The organism is Streptomyces broussonetiae, assembly GCF_009796285.1.
Lineage (GTDB): Bacteria > Actinomycetota > Actinomycetes > Streptomycetales > Streptomycetaceae > Streptomyces > Streptomyces broussonetiae.
Map to the genome: position 1 here is coordinate 8,685,923 of NZ_CP047020.1, position 24,503 is coordinate 8,710,425.

21 protein-coding genes are annotated in these 24,503 nt (G+C 71.9%); 13 read left to right on the forward strand and 8 right to left on the reverse strand.

Annotation, left to right across the window (positions count from 1 at the left end; all coding sequences use genetic code 11):
- The first annotated feature begins 32 nt into the window (after positions 1-32).
- Positions 33-671 carry a maleylpyruvate isomerase family mycothiol-dependent enzyme gene (locus tag GQF42_RS39590; protein ID WP_158928075.1) on the forward strand — a complete coding sequence of 213 codons (639 nt, stop codon included), beginning with the start codon at positions 33-35 and terminating at the stop codon, positions 669-671.
- A 111-nt stretch (positions 672-782) separates the two neighbouring features.
- Positions 783-1,481, forward strand: coding sequence for a L,D-transpeptidase family protein (locus GQF42_RS39595; RefSeq protein WP_158928077.1), 699 nt, complete (start codon positions 783-785; stop codon positions 1,479-1,481).
- A 29-nt stretch (positions 1,482-1,510) separates the two neighbouring features.
- Here GQF42_RS39595 and GQF42_RS39600 read toward each other — a convergent pair whose 3' ends face one another.
- Positions 1,511-2,713: a Gfo/Idh/MocA family protein gene (locus GQF42_RS39600; RefSeq protein WP_158928079.1), complete on the reverse strand. Its 1,203-nt coding sequence runs from the start codon at positions 2,711-2,713 to the stop codon at positions 1,511-1,513.
- A 157-nt stretch (positions 2,714-2,870) separates the two neighbouring features.
- On the opposite strand from GQF42_RS39600, the gene GQF42_RS39605 reads away from it, so the two are divergent.
- Entirely contained in the window at positions 2,871-4,019 is a 1,149-nt protein-coding gene (locus GQF42_RS39605) for an ROK family transcriptional regulator (RefSeq protein WP_233273637.1), read from the forward strand.
- Positions 4,020-4,119: 100 nt separating this feature from the next.
- Complete coding sequence (locus GQF42_RS39610; RefSeq protein WP_158928083.1) at positions 4,120-4,314, forward strand: hypothetical protein; 195 nt, start codon at positions 4,120-4,122, stop codon at positions 4,312-4,314.
- A gap of 94 nt (positions 4,315-4,408) precedes the next feature.
- On the opposite strand, the gene GQF42_RS39615 is transcribed toward GQF42_RS39610, so the two are convergent.
- Positions 4,409-5,794: a S1 family peptidase gene (locus GQF42_RS39615; RefSeq protein WP_158928085.1), complete on the reverse strand. Its 1,386-nt coding sequence runs from the start codon at positions 5,792-5,794 to the stop codon at positions 4,409-4,411.
- A gap of 118 nt (positions 5,795-5,912) precedes the next feature.
- Positions 5,913-6,743 (reverse strand): SAM-dependent methyltransferase, encoded by an 831-nt coding sequence (locus GQF42_RS39620; RefSeq protein ID WP_158928087.1) that lies wholly within the window; start codon positions 6,741-6,743, stop codon positions 5,913-5,915.
- A 150-nt stretch (positions 6,744-6,893) separates the two neighbouring features.
- Here GQF42_RS39620 and GQF42_RS39625 point away from each other — a divergent pair, with 150 nt between their 5' ends.
- Positions 6,894-8,090: a MalY/PatB family protein gene (locus tag GQF42_RS39625; protein WP_158928089.1), complete on the forward strand. Its 1,197-nt coding sequence runs from the start codon at positions 6,894-6,896 to the stop codon at positions 8,088-8,090.
- Between the two features lie 10 nt (positions 8,091-8,100).
- Entirely contained in the window at positions 8,101-8,487 is a 387-nt protein-coding gene (locus GQF42_RS39630) for a PPOX class F420-dependent oxidoreductase (RefSeq protein WP_158928092.1), read from the forward strand.
- Positions 8,488-8,521: 34 nt separating this feature from the next.
- Here the strand turns inward: GQF42_RS39630 and GQF42_RS39635 are convergent, their stop codons facing one another.
- The 3 genes from GQF42_RS39635 to GQF42_RS39645 form a co-directional block, all read right to left on the reverse strand.
- Positions 8,522-11,278, reverse strand: coding sequence for a hypothetical protein (locus GQF42_RS39635; protein WP_158928094.1), 2,757 nt, complete (start codon positions 11,276-11,278; stop codon positions 8,522-8,524).
- Between the two features lie 370 nt (positions 11,279-11,648).
- Positions 11,649-12,065, reverse strand: coding sequence for a Zn-ribbon domain-containing OB-fold protein (locus GQF42_RS39640; protein WP_158928096.1), 417 nt, complete (start codon positions 12,063-12,065; stop codon positions 11,649-11,651).
- 159 nt (positions 12,066-12,224) lie between these two features.
- Entirely contained in the window at positions 12,225-12,968 is a 744-nt protein-coding gene (locus tag GQF42_RS39645) for a TetR family transcriptional regulator (RefSeq protein WP_158928098.1), read from the reverse strand.
- 197 nt (positions 12,969-13,165) lie between these two features.
- On the opposite strand from GQF42_RS39645, the gene GQF42_RS39650 reads away from it, so the two are divergent.
- From GQF42_RS39650 to GQF42_RS39675, 6 genes are all read left to right on the forward strand, one after another.
- Positions 13,166-14,275 (forward strand): substrate-binding domain-containing protein, encoded by a 1,110-nt coding sequence (locus tag GQF42_RS39650; RefSeq protein WP_158928100.1) that lies wholly within the window; start codon positions 13,166-13,168, stop codon positions 14,273-14,275.
- Between the two features lie 148 nt (positions 14,276-14,423).
- Positions 14,424-15,731 carry an ABC transporter substrate-binding protein gene (locus tag GQF42_RS39655; protein ID WP_158928102.1) on the forward strand — a complete coding sequence of 436 codons (1,308 nt, stop codon included), beginning with the start codon at positions 14,424-14,426 and terminating at the stop codon, positions 15,729-15,731.
- 205 nt (positions 15,732-15,936) lie between these two features.
- Positions 15,937-16,923, forward strand: a complete 987-nt coding sequence (locus GQF42_RS39660) for a carbohydrate ABC transporter permease (protein WP_233273638.1) — start codon at positions 15,937-15,939, stop codon at positions 16,921-16,923.
- Positions 16,920-17,843: a carbohydrate ABC transporter permease gene (locus GQF42_RS39665; RefSeq protein WP_158928104.1), complete on the forward strand. Its 924-nt coding sequence runs from the start codon at positions 16,920-16,922 to the stop codon at positions 17,841-17,843. The genes GQF42_RS39660 and GQF42_RS39665 overlap by 4 nt, the downstream gene beginning before the upstream one ends.
- Before the next feature lie 59 nt (positions 17,844-17,902).
- Positions 17,903-18,889, forward strand: a complete 987-nt coding sequence (locus GQF42_RS39670) for a hydroxyacid dehydrogenase (protein ID WP_158928106.1) — start codon at positions 17,903-17,905, stop codon at positions 18,887-18,889.
- A 264-nt stretch (positions 18,890-19,153) separates the two neighbouring features.
- Positions 19,154-19,996 (forward strand): ATP-grasp domain-containing protein, encoded by an 843-nt coding sequence (locus tag GQF42_RS39675; RefSeq protein ID WP_158928108.1) that lies wholly within the window; start codon positions 19,154-19,156, stop codon positions 19,994-19,996.
- Here GQF42_RS39675 and GQF42_RS39680 read toward each other — a convergent pair.
- Positions 19,983-22,400 (reverse strand): polysaccharide lyase 8 family protein, encoded by a 2,418-nt coding sequence (locus tag GQF42_RS39680; RefSeq protein ID WP_158928110.1) that lies wholly within the window; start codon positions 22,398-22,400, stop codon positions 19,983-19,985. The genes GQF42_RS39675 and GQF42_RS39680 overlap by 14 nt on opposite strands.
- Before the next feature lie 191 nt (positions 22,401-22,591).
- Between GQF42_RS39680 and GQF42_RS39685 the strand changes: the two genes are divergently transcribed.
- A complete protein-coding gene (locus GQF42_RS39685) occupies positions 22,592-23,290 on the forward strand; it encodes a peptidoglycan-binding domain-containing protein (RefSeq protein ID WP_158928112.1) in 699 nt (232 codons plus the stop codon).
- Between the two features lie 655 nt (positions 23,291-23,945).
- Here the strand turns inward: GQF42_RS39685 and GQF42_RS39690 are convergent.
- Positions 23,946-24,314: a hypothetical protein gene (locus tag GQF42_RS39690; protein ID WP_199272956.1), complete on the reverse strand. Its 369-nt coding sequence runs from the start codon at positions 24,312-24,314 to the stop codon at positions 23,946-23,948.
- Positions 24,315-24,503: the final 189 nt, after the last annotated feature.

Here is a 24,503-nt window from a genome sequence, read left to right on the forward strand (position 1 = left end):
ACTTCCGGCCGCGTGATCAACACCCTGGAGGCATGGGGACAGCAGCAGACACCGCCGCCACAGCCGCCGCCATCGCCGCCGAGCGTCGCGAATTGGCCGATTTCTTCGAGACGTTGACGCCCCTGCAGTGGGCGGCGCCCAGTCTCTGCGCGGGCTGGCGGGTACGGGAGGTCGTGGCGCACATGTCGATGGGGTTCAGGTATCCGACCGCCAGGATCCTGGCGGAACTGCTCAAGGCGCGCGGCAGCCTGCACCGCACGACCGACCGGCTCGCCCGCAAAGACGCGGCCGCCCACTCGGACGCCGAACTCGCCGCGTTCCTGCGGATCCACGCCCACCATCCCTGGAAGCCCCCGGTCGGCGGGCTCGTCGCGGCCCTCGGGCACGACGTCGTGCACGGCCTGGACGTCACCGTCGCCCTGGGGCTGGACCGCACGGTCCCCGAGGACCGGCTGCGGACCCTCCTCGACGCCGTCGACCCGCGCGCCTTCCGCGTCTTCGGCACCGACCTCACCGGCGTCCGGCTGTGCGCCGACGACCTCGACTGGTCCTTCGGCACGGGCGCGCCCCTGTACGGCCGCGGCCAGGACCTGCTGCTGGTCGCCTACGGCCGCAGGCTTCCCGCCGGCCGGCTGCGCGGCGACGAAGTTCACCGTTTCGTCACAGCCTGACCGGAACCACAACCCCCGTGCCCCCGCACAGGTCTAGTGGTCGGACATCGGGGGAAGCGCGTAGAAAGCACCCGGGGCAGGTCCCGGGCCGCAAGGGGAGAGGGGACAACCATGGGGGACATACGGAGACGGAGTGTCGTCGCGCTGGGCGTCACGGGACTGGTGGCGCCGCTCGCGCTCGCCCTCACCGCCGCACCGGCCCAGTCGGCCACGAACTGCACCACGCAGGCGGGGCCGTACCAGAAGCAGGTGGAGAAGTTTCTCGGCCGGCCCGTCGACGGCAGGCAGTCGGCCGCCGACTGCAAGGCCATCAAGGCCTTCCAGGACCGAAACGGCATCACCCCCGACATCGGCTACGCCGGTCCCGTCACCTGGGCCGTGATGGACCTGATCAACCAGCAGAAGGCCGTGGGCAAGAACCCCGGCAAGGACGGCAAGTGTCCGGTGAACAAGGGCCGTATCGCCTGCGTGAACCTCACGCTCCAGCTCAGCTGGATCCAGGACGGCAGGAAACTCGTCTACGGACCCGTCCCCGTGCGCACCGGCCGCAAGGGCTACACCACCCGCACAGGCCTGAAGAAGATCTACTGGCGGGACCTCCACCACGTCTCGACCCTGTACAACGTGCCGATGCCCTACAGCCAGTTCTTCGACGGCGGCCAGGCCTTCCACTCGGTGGGCCTGAGCATGTGGAACCCGCCCGGTTCGCACGGCTGCGTCAACATGACCACCAAGGACGCCCAGAAGTACTGGTCGTTGCTGAGGACGGGCGACGACGTCTTCGTCTACGGCCGCAAGCCGGGCACCTGAGGGCCCCTGAACCGTCGCCGCCCGGAGCCTCACATCTCGGGCGCGTCCCCGAAGTCGGGGATCGCCAGCCGTACCCCGCCCTGCCGCGCGGACTCGTGCGCGATGATGCCCGGCAGGGTGTAGCGGGCGGCCGTCCACGCGTCCACCGACGGCAGTGAACGGGTGTTGACGGCGGTGACGAAGTCGTCCACGAGGAAGTGATGGCTGCCCTCGTGGCCGTTGTGCAGCCCGTCGAACTCCCGGGGCAGCCGGGACCGGTCGTGCACCGGGGCCGAACCGGAGGTGAAGGCGGCCCGCAGCTCCGGCGCGACATGGGCCAGCGAGGGATCGTCGGGGGACAGCGTCGCCTTGGGCTCCAGCAGTTCGCTGATGTCCTTCACCCCGTCCTTGTCCTGCCACAGCGCCACCGTCGCCAGCTGCTCCATGCTGGCCTCGGTGCCGAAGAACCGGAACCGGGACTCGCGGATGTGCGAGGGGTAGCCGACCCGCCGGAACTCGTTCGTGCGGAACGATCCACCGCCCGCCACCTCGAACAGAGCGGTCGCGTTCGACACGTCGTTGTCGAACTGGCTGACCGAACGATCGAAGACGCCGTCGCCGCGATCGTCCCGCACGCCGATCGCCGACACGCTCACCGCATGTGTCCGCCAGGCCCCGAGTACCCCGCCCACCGAATGCGTCGGATACAGCAGGGGCGGATAGCTGGCGGTCGCCTTCCAGTTCTCGCCGCCGCTGTAGCGGTAGGCGTCGTAGAAGCCGAGGTCCATGTCGTGGACGTAGTCGCCCTCGGCGTAGAACAGCCGACCGAAGGCGCGCCGGTCGATCTGGTTGCGGGCGTGCACGGTCGCCGGGTTGTACTGGCTGGTCTCGCCCATCATGTAGGTCAGCCCGGTCGCCCGGACCGCGTCGATGATCGCGGCTGTCTCCTCGGTGCTGATCGCCATGGGGACGGCGGAGTACACGTGCTTGCCGGCAGCAAGGCCCTGCAGCACCAGCGGGCCGTGCGTCCAGCGCTGGGTGAAGACCGCGACCGCGTCGACCGCTTTCGACTCCAGCATGGCCTCGTACGACGGGAAGGTGCCTGCGAGCCCCTGTGCGGCGACGAGCCGCTCGGCCCGCTCGGGCAGCAGATCGGTGACATACACGTCACGGACGCCGGGATGGGCCTGGAACAGCGTGGCGAACTGACCGGAGAACTGTCCGGCGCCGACGATACCGAGAGAGAAAGTCATGCCGATTACTTTTGTGGCGGAAGAATTGGACCGTCAAGGGGGTCGGAGAACGCTTCTGCGGCGCGCGCGGCGGAGTAGGGTGACCTGGTTGCTTCTGAGTCAGAAGAAAACAGAAGCCGAAACACATACCGAGGAGAACCGAGGAGAAGGGGGCGCCGTGACCGAATGGCTGCCGCTGAGCCCCGCGGAACGCTCCGTCGCCATCGAGGCGCTCGTACACGGACCGCTCTCCCGCACCGAGCTGGCCCGGCGCCTCGGGCTCTCCCAGGGCAGCCTCACCCGGCTGACCAAGCCCCTCATCGAGTCCGGGCTGCTGGTGGAGGCGCCCGAGGCGGGCGGCGGGGCCGAGGCACGGCAGGGGCGGCCGTCCCGGCCGCTGGGCGTCGTCGCCGACTCCTGTTCCTTCCTCGGCTTCAAGATCACCGGCGACACGGTCTACGGCGTGGCCACCACGTTGCGCAGCGAGGTCGTCGGCCGCCTCGACCGGCCGCTGACCACCCATGACCCGGACGCCGTCGCCGGTACGGTCGCCGAGCTGGCCGCCCTGCTGGCCGAGGGGCGTCCGGCCCCGGCAGGCATCGGCATCGGTGTCGGCGGCCTGGTGCGCGGGCGCGCGGTGGTCGAGGAGTCGCCGTTCCTCGGCTGGCGTGACGTGCCGCTCGCCCCCCTGGTCCAGGAGCGGACCGGGCTGCCGGTCGTCGTGGAGAACGACGTGGCCGCCCTGACCGAGGCGGAGACCTGGTTCGGCGCGGGCCGCGGGCTGGAGCGCTTCGCCGTGCTGACCATCGGCGCCGGCATCGGCTACGGGCTGGTGCTCGGCGGCAGGCGCGTGCCCTTCGCGGAGGAGGGCCGCGGCCCCGGCCTGCACTGGATCATCGACCCGCACGGCCCGCTCACCCCCACCGGCGAGCGCGGCAGCGCTGTGTCGTTGCTCACCATCCCCGGCATCGAGTACCAGGTCCGCGCCGCGACCGGCCGTGACATCGGCTACGAGGAGATCCTCTCCGGTGCCGCCGCGGGCGAGCCCATGGCCTCCCGGGTGGTCGGCGAGGCCGCCCGGGCGCTCGGCATCCTGGTCGCGCAGATCGCCAACTTCGCCCTGCCGCAGCGGATCCTGCTCGCCGGCGAGGGCGTCGGCCTGATGGATGTGGCCGGGGACACGGTCCACCGGACCCTCCGCGCCCACCGGCATCCGCTCGCCGATCCGGTCGCCCTGGAGACGAAGGTCTCCGACTTCCACGACTGGGCGCGCGGCGCCGCCGTACTGGCCATCCAGGTGCTGGTGCTGGGTGAGGGCCAGGTGTGAACTCCCGCCTGGCGCTTGACACATCGACGTGATGAGTAACACGGTCCGGAATGTCCGTATCACGTGAACTTGCTCACGGCGCCTTCACGTCGATCGGCATATGCTTCACAGCATGTCCACCACTGTTGAAGCCGCCTCGGATCGCTCGGCGCGATCGGCCGCGGAGGTCAACGAGGAGATCAGGGCCCTGTGGCGCCGGTCCGGCGGGACACTTACCACCGAGCAGCGCGCGAAGTACCAGCGCCTCGTGATGGAGTGGGCCGCCGTGACCCCCCAGTCGCAGCGCGCGGCCTGACCGACCTCGCGCGGACCGCGCCGAACCGTCCGAAAAGGCACCCGTCACCGTACGGGTGCCTTTCCGCTCCGCTGCCTGCGCAACCCGGCTCCGGTCAGCCCCACGTCGCCGAGTAGTACCGCTGATAGGCCTTGCGGTCCTGCTCGGCCCGGATGTACCGGGTCGCGACGAGCGCGATCAGACTGCCCGCGACGACCAGCAGCCCGGGACCGATGTTCCGGGTGTCCGTCAGCCGTGCCAGCAGCGTCTGGCTCCGGCCGCCCGTCACGGGCGCCGCCGACCCCGGTGTCACCGCGCTCGGCGCGATCGCCGCCTGGGTGGCCGCCGCGGACGGCGCGGGGGAGGGGGCGGCGCTCCGGGCGGCCGCGCCGGCGTTCTGCGCCGACACGATGAGCTTGACGTTCAGCGCCGCCAAAGCCTTGGTCACCGGCTGGAAGAACGTCGTCCCGCCCGCCGTGCAGTCACCGCTGCCGCCCGAGGTGACACCGAGCGCGATCCCGTCCGAGAACAGCGGGCCGCCGCTGTCGCCCGGTTCGGCACACACATTGGTCTGGATGAGCCCGGTGACCGTTCCCTCGGGGTAGTTGACGGTCGCGTTCAGCGCGGTGACCGTCCCGTCGTGCAGCCCGCTGGTGCTGCCGCTGCGGAACACCCGCTGCCCCACCGTCGCATCGGCGGCCCCGGTGATCCGCACCCCGTTGCCGCCGCCGATCGCGACGACGTCGGCGCCGTCACCGGCCTTGCCGGAGGCGTACTGCACGAGCGAGAAGTCGTTACCGGGAAAGGTGCTGCTCACCGTCTGCCCCAGCTGCTGGTTGCCCTGGTTGTCGGCGAACCAGGTCGACCCGGCCGGACCGCAGTGCCCGGCGGTGAGGATGAAGTCGCTCCGCCCGTTGGTCACATTGAACCCCGCCGAGCAGCGCCCACCGGTCGACAGGATCGGCTGGGCCCCGTTCAGCCGCGTGGTGAAACTGCCCTGCGCCCGCTCCATCCGCACGAAGTCACCTATTTTCGCGGCAAGTCGGCTCATCCGCGACCAGTCCCCCCGGGACACCGTTCGGTCCGCGCTCACCAGCACCCGGTTGGTCCGGTAGTCCACCGCCCACGCGGTGCCCGCCACACGCGGCGCCGAACGCAGCGTGGCGGTCGCCGACTTCAGTGCGTCCATACTGTGCGCGACGACCCTGGGCTCGGCGCCCGCGCCACGCACCGCCCGCGCCGCCGCGTCATCGGTCACCGCCACTACCGCACGCCCGTCGGCGCCGATCCAGTTCCCCGCCGTGCGGGCCGTACCGAGCCGCGCCACCAGCGCGGCTCCGGTGTCCTCGGCGCCGGAGGCGGAGGACAGTGCTCTCGTGGCGGGCCCAGGCGGCTGGCTCGCCATGGCCGCCTGGGTGACCATCGCGCCCCCCAGAAGGAGTCCGCCGACCGCCGCCAGGCGTGTCACTCGCCGGACGATGCGTCGTCGTGCGTGCCGCATGCAAGGCTCCCGAAGCCGAACCCGAACGCGCGCCGCCCGTGCAGGTGGCGCGGGACCCCCGGCTCGTCGAGGGCCCGCACCTCCATACGCGGCCCACGGCCCCGGCGTTCAGCGCGGCTCAGTTCTTCCGTGCCACTGCACCGAACATGGCGACCTCCTCCGGCGCTGCCCCGTGCGCGTGCTCCGGGCGCCAGCGCGAGCAGGACACCACCCCCGGCTCCAGCAGCTCGAGCCCGTCGAAGAACCGGGCCACGTCCTCGGGGGTGCGCTGGGTGAGCCTGGGAGTGCCGTTCTCGTTCCAGAACTTCACCGCCTCGTCCACGTCCGGCATCGACGGGCTGGTGACGGTGTGCGACAGCACCAGGTGACTGCCCGTCGGCAGACGATCCGTCAACTGCCGTACCAGGCCGTACGGATCCTCGTCGTCACCGATGAAGATGACCACGCCGAGCAGCATCAGCGCCACCGGCTCACTGAGGTCCAGCGTCCGCGCCGCGTGGTCGAGGATCGCGTCGACATTGCGCAGGTCCTCGTCCAGGTAGTCGGTGCGGCCCTCGGGCGTGCTCGTCAGCAGGGCGCGCGCGTGCGCGAGGACGAGCGGGTCGTTGTCGACGTACACGATCCGGGACTCCGGCGCGATGCGCTGGGCGACCTCGTGCGTGTTGTCGGCGGTGGGCAGCCCGGTGCCGATGTCCAGGAACTGCCGGATACCCGCCTCGGCGACCAGATGGCGCACGGCACGCCCCAGAAAGAGCCGGTCGGCGCGCGCGTACTCCCCGATGCCCGGGTGCAGTTGACGGATCCGGTCACCGGCCGCGCGGTCGACCTCGTAGTTGTCCTTGCCGCCGAGCCAGTAGTTCCAGATCCGCGCGGTGTGTGGCTGACTGGTGTTGATGCGGCTGCGCAGCGACACGGCCACGTCGTTGGTGGCTGCCGGGTTGTCGGTCACGTGGGTCAGCTCCTGGATGCCTGAGGGAAGCCGGGCGAACGGCGCGTTCACCGTTCACGACGCAATCTAGACGCCCGAGTTGATCATCGCCGGGCACTCCGGCCTTTCCGGTCGTTCCCGCTGCCGCCCCGGCCGCCTATCGTGAGCCCCATGACGGGCATCCCGCACCACCCCGCAGGAGAACCGGACCCGCTGCGCGCCCTGGACCTGGAGCGGCTGCGATGTCGTACCAGCATGAAGTGGCGCACCTACCCCGCGGACGTGCTGCCGCTGTGGGTCGCCGAGATGGACGTCCCCCTCGCCGAAGCGGTGGTCCGCGCCGTCACCGACGCGCTCGCCCTCGGCGACACCGGATACCCCACCGGCACCGCCTACGCCGAGGCACTGGCAGCGTTCGCCGCCGACCGCTGGGACTGGGACGGGATCGCGATCGAGCGGACCGCGATCGTTCCGGACGTGATGCTCGGCGTGGTCGAGATGCTCAGACTGGTCACCGGGCCGGGTGATCCGGTGATCGTCGACCCGCCCGTCTATCCGCCGTTCTTCCAGTTCATCGGTCACATGGACCGCAAGGTGGTCGAAGTGCCGCTCGGCCCCGGCCTGCGCCTCGACCCGGCCGCCCTGGAGGAGACGTTCCGGGCGGCGACCGCCGGCTCCGGCCGCGCCGCCTACCTGCTGTGCAGCCCGCACAACCCCACCGGAACCGTCCACACCGCGGGCGAACTGGCCACCGTCGCCGCCCTCGCCGAGCGCTACGGCGTCCGGGTCGTCGCGGACGAGATCCACGCCCCGCTCGTCACCCCCGGCGTCCCCTTCGTACCGTATCTGAGCGTGCCCGGCGCCGAGCGCGGCCTGTCCCTGATGTCCGCCTCCAAGGGCTGGAACCTGGCCGGACTCAAGGCCGCCGTCGCACTCGCCGGACCCGGCGCCGCCACCGACCTCGCCCGGCTCCCCGAGGAGGTCGGCCACGGCCCCAGCCACATCGGCGTCATCGCCCACACGGCCGCCCTGCGCGCCGGCACCGGCTGGCTGGACGCCCTGCTGGCAGGGCTCGCGGCCAACCGGAACCTGCTCGCCCGCCTGCTCGCCGAGCACCTGCCCGCGATCCGCCTGCACCCGGCCGAGGCGACGTACCTGGCCTGGCTCGACTGCCGTGCCCTCGACCTCGGCGACGATCCCGCACAGGTCTTCCTCGAGCGCGGCCGGGTCGCCGTCAACTCCGGGCTGCCCTTCGGCACCGGCGGCGCCGGCCACGTACGGCTGAACCTGGCCACCTCGCCCGAGATCCTCACCGACGGCGTACGACGCATGGCGGCCGCTCTGCCCCCAACGGGGACGGGATCCTAGACTGCCGGTCATGGACGACACACGGCTGGACCGGCTCGGCGCCGGTAAGTACCTGCTGGTCACCAGCTACCGCAAGAACGGCACACCGGTGGCCACCCCGGTGTGGGTGGTCAGGGACGGCGACGCCCTCGGGCTCTGGACGGTCGCCGACAGCTTCAAGGTCAAGCGGATCCGGCGCCGCGCGGACGTCCTCGTCGGCCCCTGCGACGTGCGCGGCAATCCCACAGGCGACCAGTTGCCGGCCACCGCCGTGATCACCGACGCGGCCACCACCGCCCGCTACCGGGGCCTCCTCGCCCGCAAGTACGGCATCCTCGGCCGCCTCACCCTGCTGGGCAGCAGGCTGCGGCGCGGCCTGGACGGCACCGTCGGGATCCGCGTGACCCTCACGCAGTGAGCGCGGTGCGGGCCACCCGGATCCCGACCGTGCCCTACGGCGCGTCCAGCACCGAGCCGTTCAGCACCAGCCCGCCGGACTCGGGCTCACCGCTCGCCATGTCGGCCTGCTGGAACCGTACCGACTCGGCCGGCTCCTTCACCTTGTCCTCGACGGTGGGCACGGTGATGTCCACGCTGCTCTTCCCGGCCGGGATGTCCACCCACAGGTAGAGCCCGGCCTTCGACAGCGGCCGCTCCGGGTCCGGCTCGACCCCGGCGGTGTCCCGGAGCCAGCGCGCCGGGACGTCCTTCGTGGACAGCTCCGGCCCCGTGCCCGGCACCGCCGTGAACATCGCGCTCATGTCCACGTCGACCGCCTGCGACAGGGACAGCCGCCAGATCAGGGACTGCCCCTCCGTGACCCGGCCGGCGACCGGCGTGACCGTCATCGTCGGCGCCGGATCGTCGTCGTGGACCGTGATCCCGCCCCGGTAGGAGCCGACGACCGCACCGTGCACCGCCTTGACCAGCACGTCGTGCGACACGTCCGAGCCGTAGCGGGTGTTGCCCCTCACCTCGACCGGTACGTCGATGTCATGACCGCCCGGACGCACCGTCACCAGCCGGTTCTTCGCACTTCCGGTGGCCGGGTCGACGACGTACACCCGGACCTGGCCACTGCCGTGGCCGCTCACCCGGACCGGCACCCGGTAGGTGCGCACCCCCGAGTCGCCCTCTTCCACCGTCATCCGGCCGACGTCGACCCGGGGCAGTGCCGCCGCCCGCGCCGCCGGCGTCCCCGGACGCCAGCCCCACGCGTCCAACAGCCAGGCCTGTCCGGAGGCCGAACGTGCCGTCAGCTCCATGGACTTGACCGAGCCGAGCGCGAACCCCGCACGGGTGGCCGCCGTCAGCGGCAGCCGGAACTCACGTGCCCAGTACGACGCGGTCCGCGCGCTGCCGGGCAACCCGTCGGCGCGGACGCGGCCCAAGGTTGCCTTCCGTCCGGAGGCGTCGGTGAGCGACACGTCCAGCTGGGTGCCCCGGGAGTTCGGCGGCACGAACAGCCGCAGCGCCAGCGCCTCGGAGCCCTTGAGCGACACCGGTCGCCGCACACTCACCCGCGCGGGCGCGCCGGCCCGCGTCCAGCGCAGCGCGATCGCGCGCCGGCCGGTCTCCGGGCCGGTCTCCCACTGCGCGAAGTGCGGCGACGCCCCCTTCGCGGCCTCCCCCAGACAGGCCCTGCCCGGGCTGGAGGTCACCGCGTCGCACAGCCGGGCGCCGGACACCGACACCCCGCCGTCCGGCAGGAACCCGGCACCCCGGCGCGCCCCCACCGCATGGCTGAGGACCCGTGCCGGGTCCGCCGACGGCGCCCGCCTGCCGGAGCCGTCCAGCAGCGGCCGTACCCGGTCGTCCCCGGCCAGGAACAGCCGCGCGGCGGCCGCGACGTACGTCGAACCGGCCCGGTGCTGCTGGTCGGCGCCGAGCCGGGGCGCCGCGTGCTCGTTGCACACGGGGTCCGGGTGCTTGGGGTCGTCGGAGAAGTCGTCCTCGGCGGGCGCCGCCGACCGGCCCGGAGTCCACTCGGAGTTGAAGAAGTTGTGGTCGGCACCGATGACGTAGACGGCGCTGTGCAGCGCGCTGCCGTTGCTGACCGCGCGAGTGCCGTCGACGTACACCTCGCCCTGCAGGTCGAAGACGTCACCGTCGCAGCCGGGAAGGATCGTCACCGACGGCACATCGGGCACCGGGTTCTGCCCGAAGGCCGTGGGGCCGATCAGGACCGTGCCGCGGACCGTCCAGCGGACCGGGCCGTGGTAGCCGTCCCGGTCGGCGGGCGGCGGGTAGAGGCTGTCCAGGGCCGCCCGGTTGACGCCCTCGCCACCCCGCGAGTGCCCGACGAGCAGCACCCGCGACAGGTCGGCACGCGGTGCCCGGCGAACGGCCCCCGGCGCGGTCCCGGGGTGCGCGGCCCAGTCCGCCCAGTGGGCCAGGTGCAGTCGCACCAGCGAGGAGCGGGCCTGGGCGCCGCCGTCCTCGGCCGCGAAGTCCTGGCCGTTGATGCCGTTGGCGGCGATCGAGACGGTCACATAGCCCTGCGAGGCCAGCAGTTTCTGGTCGCGCAGATAGCCGCGGTGACTCGGCACCGGCTTCCAGCCGGGCTTGCAGGGCCAGTCGCCGCTGATCTGTTCGCCCTGGTAGCAGGTGGAGTGGCGGCCGTGCAGGAACAGTGCCAGCGGCCGCTTGCCCGTGGTGCCGACCGGGGCGACGACCACCCCGCGCATCTCCACCGGCGTGGAAAGGCCGGGCACCCGCACGTCCTTGAGGCTGTACTCGCCGCTCGTGGTCCGGTACGTGCCGGGCCTGCCCGGGTCGACGGTGTTCGCCGGCAGCGGGGCCGGGGGTTTCACCGCGGACGCGGCCCCCGAGGGCTGACGCGCGTCCAACCTCCGGCCACCGGACCACACTTGCAGCCCGCGCAGCCCGTCGGCCTGCTGTCCGGTGAGCGGCAGCCGGAAGGTGCGCCCGTCCCGAGCGGGCTGCGGCACGCCCAACAGACGCCCGTCCGAACGGAATTCGACCCGCGCGTCACCCATCGGCACCGGCCGGTCCGAGCGCCACACCAGCTGCTGTGCCGGCCCCCCGCCGGACAGCCGCCAGCCCGGCGGCAGAGCCTCGCCGTCCGACGCGGCCAACCTGACTGCATGCGGCGGCTGTTGGCCTTGCGCGACTGCCACCCCTGGGGACGCCCCCGCTACCGCGAGCAACGCGGCGGCGGTCACCCCTATGTGCCGGGCACGGACCACAGTTCCTCCCTGACCCCCGACCTCGGGCGTCCCGGCCGTCCCGGGAGCCCCTCGCCCCCGGAGGACGGAAGGTCAAGTCTGTGGGTTGCCTGTGAAGGAGAAGTGATCGATCACATCGTGTGACTGTGACTGTGACTGTGACTGTGACTGTGACTGTGACTGTGACTGTGACAGTGGCTACGGCTACGACGGTCGGCATCCATTCGGTTGCCGGGCGGGCCGGTCGCCGGTGACCGCGACGGCGTGCTCGCCCAAGCCGTGGGCCTCGGCGCGAACCACGCGTTCGAGACCGGACAGCCGTTCGCGGTACGGCAGTTGCTGCCGGGGTGTCGCGCGCGTGACGGCCTGGGCCGGGGTGGGCCCGGGATCCTCAGGTCCAGGCCCGCAGGGGCTCGTCCGTCAGCTGGAAGACCGGCTCGCCGCGCACCGGGTCCTTGGCGGTGGACAACCGCACCCGGTCGCCGCTGTGGATGCCTACCGGCGGGCCCATGACCCGGCCCCGCACCACGAACCCCTCGGCCATCTCGATCAGCGACACATTGCGCGCAGCAGGCGTGTTGCGGTGCAGCACGGTGGAGTGCCGGACCGTGCCCACGCCCTCGCTGCGCTCCGTGCGCAGCTCGCTGCCCTGGCACACCGGACACAGCAGCCGGTGGTACATCGCGGTGCCGCACCAGGTGCAGCGCTGGAAGACGATGGCGTCCCTGGAGTCCGCGGAGACGGGATCGAGTACGCCCGTCGCGGTGCCGGCCGCCGAATGCGTGGCGTTTGCTGAGTGGTGGTACACGCTGGTCAACTCCCTGCGCTCGGCCGGAAACCCGCGTGTCCGGCGCGCACCGGGCACACGTGTGCGTGGTGGCCGTGCCGCCGCGCACACCGACAGGATATGGCACTGAGTGTCACAGGTAAAGGCACTCGGTACCCTGAATCTGTGTGCAAGGCCCGCTCAGGTCCGGCCCAGCGCCGTCTCCAGCTCCTGCACCACCCGCCACAGCGGGGCGTCTCGGTGGCAGGCCAGCACCACCACGTCGTCGGGACGTTCGGCCGGTCCGCCGGCCGGCACCGGACCGACGCCGACGGACGCCACGTCCTCTACGGCCCGCCCGAACGCCCGCTGCACAAAACCCAGAGCGTGGTCCACCGCCGCGCCCGCGTCGCCCTCGCCGTCCGACCGCAGCCAGGAGCGCAGGCCGTTGTTGTGCGCGGCGACGACCGCCGCGGCGATCACGTCGGCCCGCAGCGTCCCGTCGGGGCGCCCCGAGAACCGCCCGCGCAGATACTCCGCGAGCGCACGCTCGTAGCGCCACACCACCGACAGTTCATAGGCGCGCAGACCCGGCACCTGCCTGGTGAGGCGGTATCGCTGCACGGAGAACGCCGGGTTCTCGGCGTACATCCGCAGCACCAGCCGGGCCGCGTCGCAGACCCGCCGCACCGGCTCGTGCTCCTCGTCGCTCACCGCGAGAAAGGCGGTCATGTCGGCCAGGCAGCGCTCGTGATCGGGGAAGACCACATCCTCCTTGGAGGGGAAGTACCGGAAGAAGGAACGTCGGCCGACCCCGGCCAGCGCCACGATGTCGTCGACGGTGGTCTGCTCGTACCCGCGTTCCACGAAGAGCCGGAAGGCCGCCGCGACCAGGGCCTCCCGCATCGGCGGCTTCGCGGCCGGCGCCGCGCTGCTGGAGCTCATGGACGGGAACGTAGCACCCGGACGAGCCTCATGGCACTCAGTGCAACGTGAGCGCGCCGTGAGGGAACTGAGTGCTGTCGGACACCCATCCGAACATCGGAGCGATCGAATTGAGAGGAATCGATCGATACGATTGTGGGCGTAGAGTAAGCCGTTCGCGATCACTCCAGCGCGCTCACTGTTCCAGGGGGAGCCCCATGCGACTGCACGTCGACCAGCGCCACGAGCGGGTGCTCGAACTCGTCCGGGAGCGGGGCAGCCTTCGCGTCGCCGAACTGGCCGCCGAACTCGGCGTCTCCGCCGTCACCCTGCGCCGCGACGTGGAGACCCTCGCCGCCCAGGGCCGGGTGCGCCGGCTGCACGGCGCGGTCGTCTGGCCCGGCGAGCACGCCGCCGCCACGGCCGCCGTCGGCGAACCGCGGCGGGAATCCCTCGAGGGCGCCGTCATCGGGATGATCGTGCCGACCACGGTCAATCTCTTCGCCGACATCGTGCGCGGCGCCCGGGAGGCCGTTGAGGCCCGGGGCGGTCGGCTCGTGCTCGGCGTCTCCGGTTATGTCGACACCGAGGACGGCGTCCAGGCGGACCACCTGATCGCAGGCGGTGCGCGCGGGCTGCTGGCGGCGCCCAGTTGGTTCGCCGGCATCCCCGAGGACGGGCAGGAGAAATGGCTGATGGAGTGCGGGGTGCCCACCGTGCTGGTGGAGCGCTCCGCCCCGCCCGGCAACCCCGCCGCCGATCTCGACCGGGTCCGCACCGACCGCGCCCACGGTGCCGCCGCCGCCGTCGGCCACCTGGCCGCCCTCGGCCACCGCAGGATCACCGCCGTCCTCCAGGAGGGCCCGCACGCCGTCCAGATCAGCGCCGGGTTCCAGGCCGCCGTACGCGCACGCGGCATCGACGTCGACCAGGGCGCCCCGAGCGTCCGGGAGCACGGCGACTACGACGCCTGCGTCGACTACCTCGTCCGGGCGGTGCGCGAACGCGCCGTCACCGCGGCCCTGGTGCACAGCGACGAGGACGCCATCGTGCTCGTCCCCCGGCTCCAGGCCCACGGCGTGCGGGTCCCCGACGACTTCGCGCTCATCGCCTACGAGGACCAGGTCGCCGCCCTCGCCGACGTACCCCTGAGTGCCATCGCACCACCCACCCGCGCGGTCGGCGAACGGGCCGCCGGACTCCTGCTGCACCGTCTCGCCGAGCAGGCTGACGGCCGACGCCCCGGACCCCGCCAACACCTCGACCTGCTCCCGGAGTTGCACATCCGCTCCTCCTGCGGCGGCGAGCAGCCCGTCGGCGGCTTCTGACGCTCCGTACCGGAGAGGCGCTCGGAAATCGATCAACTAAGCGATCGTTTTGATTATCTTGCGCGAACGCTCTTGACGTTGATCGTGCGCACACAAAAGATGTCCTGCGACCGCCTCTTCCCGTACGAGGTCTCGTAGGAGCCGTGCCATGACGCGTACGCCACGATCGTTCTGCACAGTCGCCACCGCCGCCGTCGCCGCACTGGGCCTGCTCGCCACCGCCTGCGGCGGCGGCTCCGGCTCGACGGGCGACGCGTCCGACGGCAAGCCCGTGACCATCGACTACTGGACCTGGACCCTCGGCGCCAAGTCGACCGTGGACGCGTTCAACAGGACGCACAAGGACATCAAGGTCAGATTCACGGAGATCCCGAGCAGCACCGAGGGCTACAGCAAGCTGGCCAACGCGGTGCAGGCGGGCAACGCCCCGGACGTCGCCACGATCGAGTACCAGATGGTCCCCGAGTTCGCCAGCCAGGGCAATCTGATCGATCTGACCAAGTACGCCGGTCAAACGGTCAAGACGAAGTTCCCGCAGTCCGTCCAGTCCCTGGTCACCTTCGGCGGCCGCACCTGGACCGTCCCCTACGACGTCGCACCACAGCTCTTCTACTACCGCACCGACCTGTTCAAGAAGTACGGCATCACCGTCCCCAAGACCTGGGACGACTTCAAGAAGGCCGCAGAGAAGGTCAAGAAGCAGGACAAGAACATCCGGCTGGCCTCCCTGCCCAAGAACGACCCCGGCCTGCTCGCGGCCCTTGCCTGGCAGGCGGGCGGCAAGTGGTTCGGCACCCGGGGCGACGCCTGGAAGACCGGCGTGGACGACGCCGCCACCAAGAAGGTCACCGCCTACTGGGACGACCTGGTCAGGAACGACCTCGTGCAGACCCTCACCGGCTACAGCCCCGAGGAGACCAAGTCCCGCGCCCAGGGCAGTACCCTCTCCTACCTGGGCGCCTCCTGGTCGGCCGGCGGCATGAAAACCGCCCTGCCCGACCTCAAGGGCAAGTGGGCCGCCGCCCCCATGCCCAACTGGGGCACCCCCGCCGTCGGCAACTACGGCGGCACCTCCTACGGCGTACTCAAGGGCAGCAGGCATGTCGAGGCCGCCACCGAGTTCATCACCTGGCTCACCACGAACAAGGCCGGCGTGGAGGCCCGGCTCGCCGACCTGACGTCACCGAGCAGCGCCCTGCCCGCCAACCCGGACATGCGCAAGGTCGCCGCGGCCAGGTTCGACACCTCCTACCTCAACGGCCAGGACCTCTACGGCCTCGCCTCCCAGCAGGCGGACACGATCGTGCCCGGCTGGACCTGGGGCCCCGACCAGATGGACGTCTACACCGCCATCCAGGACGCCACCGCCAAGTCCGGCTTCACCGCGGGCGTCGAGGCGGGCGAGAAGAAGGCCGAGTCGGGCATCACCGACCGCGGCCTCAAGCTCGCCGAGTAGATCCTCATCGGGGCCCCGCATGCCGGGACCCCGGGCAAGGAGAGGGCGCGCGGGTGCGGTGCGCTGAGGGGGCGCGCCGCACCCGCCCCGCCGGCTCCGGCCCGGACCGCGCGGATCCGAACCGTGAAGACCCCGCCTTCCCCACCCGCCGCATCCTCCTCGCTTCCGACTCGTCCGCCCCCGCCCCGCCTTCGAAGGAGCCGCTGTGGCAGCACCCCTGGCCCGAACCGCCGGACCGCCCGGCGCACAGCACGGCCCGGCCGCCGGACCGCAGTCCGCCGAGCCGGCCGCGGCCGTCCGGCCCAGCCGCGGCCGGCGCCGGGCCGCAGCCCTGCTCATCACGCCGTTCTTCGTCCTGTTCGGCGCCGTGATGGTCGCGCCGATCGGCTACGCGCTGTGGATGAGCCTCTTCCGGGAACGCTCCTCCGGGCTCGGCTTCGGCGGCACCCGGAGGGTGTTCGCCGGACTCGCCAACTACTCCGCCGCCCTGTCCGACGCCGGCTTCCGCGCCTCCTTCGCACACATCGCGCTCTACTGCGCGCTGTACATCCCGGCACTGATCGGCTCGTCCCTCGCCCTCGCCCTGCTTGTCGACTCCGCCCTCGCCCGGGCGAAGCGGTTCTTCCAGCTGGCGCTCTTCCTGCCGCACGCGATCCCCTCGCTGATCGCCTCGATCGTCTGGATCTACCTCTACACCCCCGGCCTCAGCCCCGTGCTCGACTGGATCCAGTCGGCCGGCGGCAGCTGGGACTTCTACGCCAACGATCACGTCCTGCTCTCCATGACCAACCTGTCCGCCTGGCAGTGGACCGGCTACAACATGGTCATCTTCTACGCCGCCCTCCAGGCCGTACCGCGCGAAGTGATCGAAGCAGCCGTCATGGACGGCGCCGGCCACCTGCGCACCGCCCTGCGCATCAAGATCCCCATGATCGCCTCGGCGATCGTCATGACCGTCCTGTTCACCTGCGTCGGCGCAATCCAGCTGTTCACCGAACCCAAGCTGCTCAACCAGCGGGGCGCGCCCTCGATCGACACCGCGTGGTCACCGACCCTGTTCATCTGGAAGGCGGGATTCGTGCAGCACGACTACGGCCTCGCCGCGGCCGCCTCCCTGATGCTCGCCGCGCTCGGCATCGCCCTCTCCTTCGTCGTCACCCGGCTCGGCAACCGCTGGAAGGCGGCGGCATGACCACCCTCACCCACGGCACCTCCGCCGCCCGGCAACCCACCGCCCGCCACCGGACCCCGACCCGCACCGGCCGCCGTACGCCCACGTCCGCACTGCTGTCGAAGACCGTCGTCAACGGCCTGCTGGTCCTCGCCGCCTGCTACACCCTGATGCCGGTCAGCTGGCTGTTGATCGCCGCCACCAAGAACCACCGTGACCTGTTCGCCACCTCGGGCTTCGCGCTCGGCGACATGAACCTCCTCACCAACCTCAGACACCTGTTCACCTTCGACGACGGCATCTACCTGCGCTGGTTCGCCAACAGCATCCTCTACTCCGTCGTCGGCTCCGCCGCCTGCAGCCTGCTGTGCGTCGCCACCGGATACGCCTTCGACAAGTACGACTTCAAGGGCAAGGAGAAGCTGTTCGGCCTCGTCCTCGGCGGCGTCCTGGTACCCAGCACCGTCATCCAGCTGCCCATGTACCTGCTCGCCACCAAAGCCGGGGTCGTCAACACCTACTGGGCGCTGCTGCTGCCCGCCCTGGTCAACCCCTTCGGCGTCTACCTGGCCCGCGTCTTCTCCGAGGGCTACGTACCGAACGAGGTCCTCGAGGCCGCCCACGTCGACGGCGCCGGCGAACTGCGCACCTTCGCCCGCATCGGACTGCCCATGCTGGCACCCGGCTTCATGACGATCTTCCTGTTCTCCTTCACGGCCGGCTGGAACAATTTCTTCGGCGCGCTCGTGATGCTCAACGACGATCACCTCTACCCGGTCAACCTGGGCCTGTTCATGTGGAACAGCGTCACCCAGCAGCAGCCCGAGTACTACGCTCTCGTGATCACCGGCTCGCTCGTGGCCGTCCTCCCGCTGATCGCCGCCTTCGTCTGCCTGCAGCGCTTCTGGCGCTCCGGCCTGACCGCCGGCGCGGTGAAGTGAAGGTGACCGAGACCCCCGCCCCTTGCCCTGCCCCTGCCCGCCCGCGTACCGCACTCGCCATGGGCAGCGACATCCACCACACCCTGCTCACCGACGGCCGCCTCGACCGGCTGCACACCGTCGCCCGCATCGACACGACCACGACGATCACGACGATCGACGACGCCGACCCGGCGACAGCCGCCCGACTGGCCCGCACCGAAGTGCTCTTCACCCACTGGGGCGCGCCCGCGCTCACCGAGGACGCGCTGCGCCGCATGCCCCGGCTGCGTGCCGTCGTCCACGCGGCCGGCTCGGTCAAACACCATGTCACCGACGCCGTCTGGAAACACGGCATCACCGTCTCCTCGGCCGCCGCCGCCAACGCCGTACCCGTCGCCGAATTCACCCTGGCCGCCATCCTGTTCGCGGGCAAACGCGTCCTCGACATCGCCCACGCCTACGCCCGCACCCGCACCCGGCCCGGCCTCCTGCCGTACTACACCGGCCACGGCAACTACCGGCGCACGGTCGGCGTGGTCGGCGCCTCCCGGGTCGGCCGACGCGTCATCGAGCTGCTGCGCCCGTTCGACCTGCACGTCCTGCTGTACGACCCCTACGTCGATCCTGCCGAGGCCCGCGCCCTGGGCGCCGAACCCGCCGGCCTGGACGAACTCGCCGCGCGCAGCGACGTGGTGAGCATCCACGCGCCCCAACTCCCCGAGACCCGGCACATGTTCGATGCCCGGCGCCTCGCCCTGCTCAAGGACGGCGCGACCCTCGTCAACACCGCACGTGGCTCCCTGGTGGACACCGACGCCCTCACCGCACACCTGCGCACCGGCCGCCTGAACGCCGTCCTCGACGTCACCGAGCCCGACCTGCCGCCCGCCGACTCCCCCCTCTACACCCTGCCGAACGTCCTGCTCACCCCGCACATCGCCGGCTCCCTCGGGACCGAACTGGGCCGCATGACCGACTGGGCCGTCGACGAACTCGCCCGCTACGCCCGCGGCCTGCCCTTCGCCCACCCGGTCGGCCCGCAGGAGCTGACCCGCTCGGCCTGACCGACAGTCCAACTTCCCTTGCAGGCAAAAGAGATCCATGGCCCCTTGGCCGAGCACGCCGGGTGGGGCAAGAGCCCCTGCGGCACTCACCGGCGGCCCGGTCCCGGGTTCCGGTCCAGCGCTGCGGCCAGCCCCGCCCGACACCGCCCCCACCCTGCGACGTAACCTTTCTCCACCGTGCCGGGACCGGCCCGCGTCGGCAGGCCCGCCTGCGGTGGCGGGCCGCCGGCCGTCCCCGCACCGGCCCGTCCTAGGAGATCGCGCATGCCCGCCGTCCGCCCCCGCCTGCTCTACGTCACCGACCTGGCGTACCAGGCCCGCGGGCGCCGCTACTGCGACGAGGACATCTTCCTCACCGCCCGCCTCCGCGCCCGCTTCGACCTCGCCCTGTGTCATCCGTTGGACGCGGCCGCGCTCATGGACGGCTTCGACGCCGTGGTCGTCCGCAACAGCGGGCCCGTCCTCGGCTACCAGAGCGCCTACGACGCCTTCCGCGAGCAGGCGCTCGCCACCGGCACCCGGGTGTACAACCCGCTCACCGGCAAGGCGGACATGGCCGGCAAGCAGTACCTGCTCGACCTGAGCGCCGCCGGCTTCCCGGTCATACCGACCGTCGGCAGTACCGAGGACCTGGACCGGCTGCCGCCCGCCGAGCGGTACGTGGTCAAGCCGAAGCTGGGCGCGGACTCGGTGGGCCTGCGGATCGTGCCCGCCGGACAGATCGCCGCGGCGGCCCGCGGCGAGGTGCTGATCCAGCCGTGCGTCGACTTCGTCCACGAGGTCTCCTTCTACTTCGTCGACGACGACTTCGAGTACGCCCTGTACGCCCCCGACCCGGAGCGCCGCTGGGAGCTGCAGCCGTACCCGGCCACCGCCGCCGACCTGGAGTTCGCCCGGCGTTTCGTCGACTGGAACGACCTCGGCCACGGCATCCAGCGCGTGGACGCCTGCCGTGCCCGCGACGGCGGCCTGCTGCTGGTCGAACTGGAGGACCTGAACCCCTACCTGTCTCTGGAGGCACTGCCGGAGGAGGCCAGGGACGCCTTCGTCGGCACGTTCACGGCGTCCCTGAGCCGGTTTGTGCAGGGAGCGCTCAGCCCAGCCTGACGGCGACCCGCTGGGTGGCCCCCGCGGTTCCCGTGAGGTCGCCGAAGGTGAGCGTCAGTGCGCTTCCGGTGGCTGCCGAGGCAAGTGCGGCCGGTGTGGAGGTCACCGCGGCGACCGCCCGCCGCCAGGTCAGGGTGAGGCCGGTGCGCATGCGCATCGGATCGCTCACGGCGATCACGGCGGTGCCGTCGCCGTGCTCGCTGATCATCACACAGCACGGATCGCTCGCGGTCAGCGTTCCGACCGTTCCGCCGAACCAGAAGTTCACCCCGGTGAACCCGAGCGAACGCACCGAAATGCCCTGCTGGCTGTCGGAGTTGGCGAGAACGGTCAGCCACTGCGCATCCGCGGCCCGCGCCCGGGTGCGGGCCGCGGATGCGCCGGGGAGCAGGAGGTAGGCGTACGAGGCGTTCACCGGATCGGTTCCGTGATCGACGCACAGCGTCAGGTACCTGCGGTTCACGACGGTCGTCGCACCGCCCTTGTTGATCGTGCTCCAGCTGCCGTCCCGGGACTCGCGCAGCGCCCGCACCGCCGCCCCACCGGGGAAGACGTAGCCGCCGTGCCCGCCCAGGTGCGCCCACTTCGCGCCCGTGAGCGTCGCCGACCATGGGTAGGCAGCGGGCTCGAGCGTGCCGTCCACCGTGAACGGGGCACCGCCGGTGGGGCCGAGGTTGCGGTTGTCGACCGTGGTCTCCACGGCCGTGCCGTCGGTGCAGGTGATGCCCGCGCCGAGACAGACGACCGTGTCGTCCAGGAAGAACCACGACTTCTTCGCCACGAGCGTCGACTGCAGCCCCTTGAGGTACTGCCCGACGGCGGCCCGCTCGCCGTCCGTGGCCCCGCCCACCCAGTTCACGTCCGGCTTCGCCGCCCCCCAGTCGCCGCCCGCCGCATCGGCCAGCGCCTTGCGGGAGGTGGTCGTACCCGGCAGCCGGTACGGGTCGACGGTGGGCCAGAAGGCGTCACTGTACTGGCCGTTGGCAAAGGTGTCGCCCCACCAGTAGAGCATCCCGGCACCGGTGTGCCAGCCGCGCAGGTTCTCGCCGTTGCCGGTCTCGTAGTAGGTGATCCTCTTGTCGGCCATGCTCAGCGAGGCCGCCCAGCCGGGTCTGCGGTGGGTGGCCCGCGCCATGGACGGGAACAGGCGATGCCCGGCCGGCTCGGCGACCGCCGTGAGCGAGGTGTCGTCCTGAACTGCTTTCAGCCGGGCCAGATGCGGCAGGCTCAGCACCGGGTCGGCCAGCGGCGGACTGTAGTGGTCCCGCTGCACCCAGCCCTTCACCAGCGCCCGCCAGCGCGCGTTCTCCGCATCGCTCGCCCCCTGCCCGAGCAGCACGATCGAGGCCAGGACCGGATGACCGCGCAAGTGATCGTCCTGCTGGATGTGCTGAGGGTCCGACGCCGTCAGCCCCCGGCTGATCGCCCGGCCCGCGACGCCGTCCATCACCAGACCGTTGTAGAGGAACGGCGCCCAGGAGTGCTCCACCGCGTCGAACACGATCTGCCGGTTCGGGTCCGTCACCGCCCAACCGGAGCCCGCCAGCAGCGCGAACAGCAGCCCCAGCCCGCCGAGCAGCACCGAACCGTAGGAACCGGTGTACGGCACCGAGGTGTGCTGGATGAACGAGCCGTCGGCGTACAGGCCGTCGCCCGAGGTGACGTACGGGAAAACAGGGGACAGGGCGTCACGGGCCAGCGCCACCTTGGCCGCACTCGCCCCGACGACCCCGCGCAGCGCCAGCACCCGGCACAGGTCCACCCGGTTCGCGCCCGTGCTCGTCCCGCTGTAGCTCGCCACCGCCGAGTCGGGCACGAAGTGGTCCACCGCGGCGAGGTGGCCGGCGAGCTGGGTGGCCGACAGGGCGTCGTACATCAGCACGCACACGTCGAGCAGCGCCTGAGGGGCGCCGATCTGCCAGTTGTACCAGTTGCCGTACGGGGTCCGGCTCGCGTTGTAGACGTCGTCGTGGAGATGGTCCAGGCCGGCGACGATCGCGTCCCGCAGGCCGGTGTCACCGGTAAGCCCGGTGCCCGGCTGGCAGTAGGCCTGAGCGAGCGTGCTCAGCCGGGTGTAGCTGGTGTTCATGTTGCCGGAGTAGCCGAACGACTCCTGGTCGGTGTCCGGATCCGGGTCGGCGTAGACCAGGTCGGGCCACAGGGAGCCGGCGGCGGGGGCCATCGTGGCCCGGTACCGGCCCGCCGTCGTGCCCAGGCCGGAGAGGCGGGAGGCGAACGGCTCGGCGGCGGGGTCGAATCCCTCGCCGAGGATCAGGGTGCGCCAGCGCGCGCGGAGCGTCGCGAACTCGTCCGAGGCCGCGAATGCCGGCGTACCGATCCCCAGGGCGACAGCGGTGCCGGAACAGATGGCCAGAAAGCCACGGCGTGACCAAGGAGTCGTCATGACGGCGCTTTCTAGCACGCGCTTTCCCAAACGCTCAATGCTTTATACCGAGTTGAGCGTTTCGATCGTTCTGTGACTGTGAGGGGAGCCGGGGAGGATCTGAACGGGGCGGCCGTGCGGGCCGTATCCGAGCACGGGGGCTTCGCAGGTCCTGCCCGTCCGAGACGGGCCGGGGACGGAAGGAGAGCCAGGTGCCGACACCGCCCGAGCCCGAACGCCCTGAGCCCGCACCGGTGCTGGAACCCATCCGGGTGCTGCGGCCCCGCCGGTTCGACGCCCTCGCGGAGCTGATGCGGGAGATCCGTCCCGACCCGGTGACCTTCGAGCCCGTCACCACGGCGCTCTCCCCGCGCCCCGCTGCGGTGCGCGGGGAGCCACCCACCGCCGAGGACGACACCCAGGAACTGCCACCCGCCGCGCCGGCCGGCCCCGCCTCCGGCGCCCGCGTCCCGGCCCCCCGCCTCACCCGGGCCGCCGTGGCCGGGGCCGTGGCGGCGGCCGCACTCGTCGGCTTCGGCTGCGCCCTGCTGCTGCCCGCCCGCCAGGAGGCCGCCGCGACCGCGCACCCGTCCCGGCCCGCGACCGGCGCACCGCCCGCCGCCACACCGACCGCGACCTCCTCGGCCACCGCTGCCGCAGATCCCGACGGCCCCGGCACCCTGCGTCAGGGCGACACGGGCCCCGAGGTCACCGAACTCCAGGAACGCCTGCTGCGCATCCCGGACGTCTACCGCGACGGCTCCGCCAGCGGCACCTACGACGCCGCCCTCACCGCGGCCGTGGCCCGCTTCCAGCTCTGGTACGGCATCCGCGGCGACGAGACCGGTGTCTACGGCGACGACACCCGCCGCGCACTGGAGTCGCGCACGAACCCCGACGACGGTTCGTAAGGCCCTCCCGGTCCGGTCCGCGGCGGCGAACCGGCGCGGACCGCCCCGGCGGGCAGGCCGATACGGCTGTCGCGGACGACACTGCTGCCGCGCACGTCCGTGGCTCCCGTGCAGGTCGTGGCGTCCGCGTCCGACGTCCGTGGCTCCCGTGCAGGTCGTGGCGTCGGCGTCGGGCGTCCGTGGCTCCCGTGCAGGTCGTGGCGTCGGCGTCGGGCGTCCGTGGCTCCCGTGCAGGTCGTGGCGTCGGCGTCGGGCGTCCGTGGCTCCCGTGCAGGTCGTGGCGTCGGCGTCGGGCGTCCGTGGCTCCCGTGCAGGTCGTGGCGTCGGCGTCCGGCGTCCGTGGCTCCCGTGCAGGTCGTGGCGTCCGCGTTCGACGTCCGTGGCTCCCGTGCAGGTCGTGGCGTCGGCGTCCGACGTCCGTGGCTCCCGCGAAAGCCGCTGCCCCCGCATCCGACGTGGCTTCCGTATGCGGCCCGGCTTTCACGCGCGAGGTCGCTCCCGCGCGCGATGCGGCTTCCGCCCACGCCGCCGCTCCCTGCGTCGGCGCCGTTCCCGCGCGCGCCGGGGCCGGCGCGCGTGAGCCCCCGAAGAGTTCACCGGCCCGACGTCGGGTGCCTCGCCCCGGCGGGCCGGGAGGCCCGCGCCGACGCGCGGGTCAGCGCCCCGCCAGCGCCTCGCTGACCGCCCGCACGCTGCGGGCGATGTGCTGCAGTTGCAGGACCTCGGCGGCGTACAGCTTGATGGTGTGCTCGATGACCGACTCGGGCAGCCCCAGCATCGGCAGTTCGGCCCGCGCGGTCTGCAGGGCCGTGCGGGCCACCCGGACCTCCTGCTGGACCTGGAGCTGGGCGTGCCGGGCCAGCAGGACCGGGTGCCGGATGAGCGCCGGATAGCTGGCGTAGCGTGCAGGGATCAGCTCCCGGAGCCATCTGGCGGCCGAGCGCTCCCAGTCGTACGAGCCCGGGCTCTTGACCTGACAGGGCCAGTCGGGACTGATGCGCGTGCTGGTCAGGGGCATGATCATCGCTTCCGGTGTGCGGCGTCGTGAGGGTGGTCCGACGAGTGCGGGGCGGCCCCGGCCTAGGGGATGGCCGGGGCCGCCACGGGCGCGTCGTGCAACGGGCGCGCCCCGGAACACCCCGGGCACCGACGTGGGTAGGAAACGGCGGCTGAGGGTGTCCGTGCGGGGCCCCGGGCATCGGGAACCGCCGTT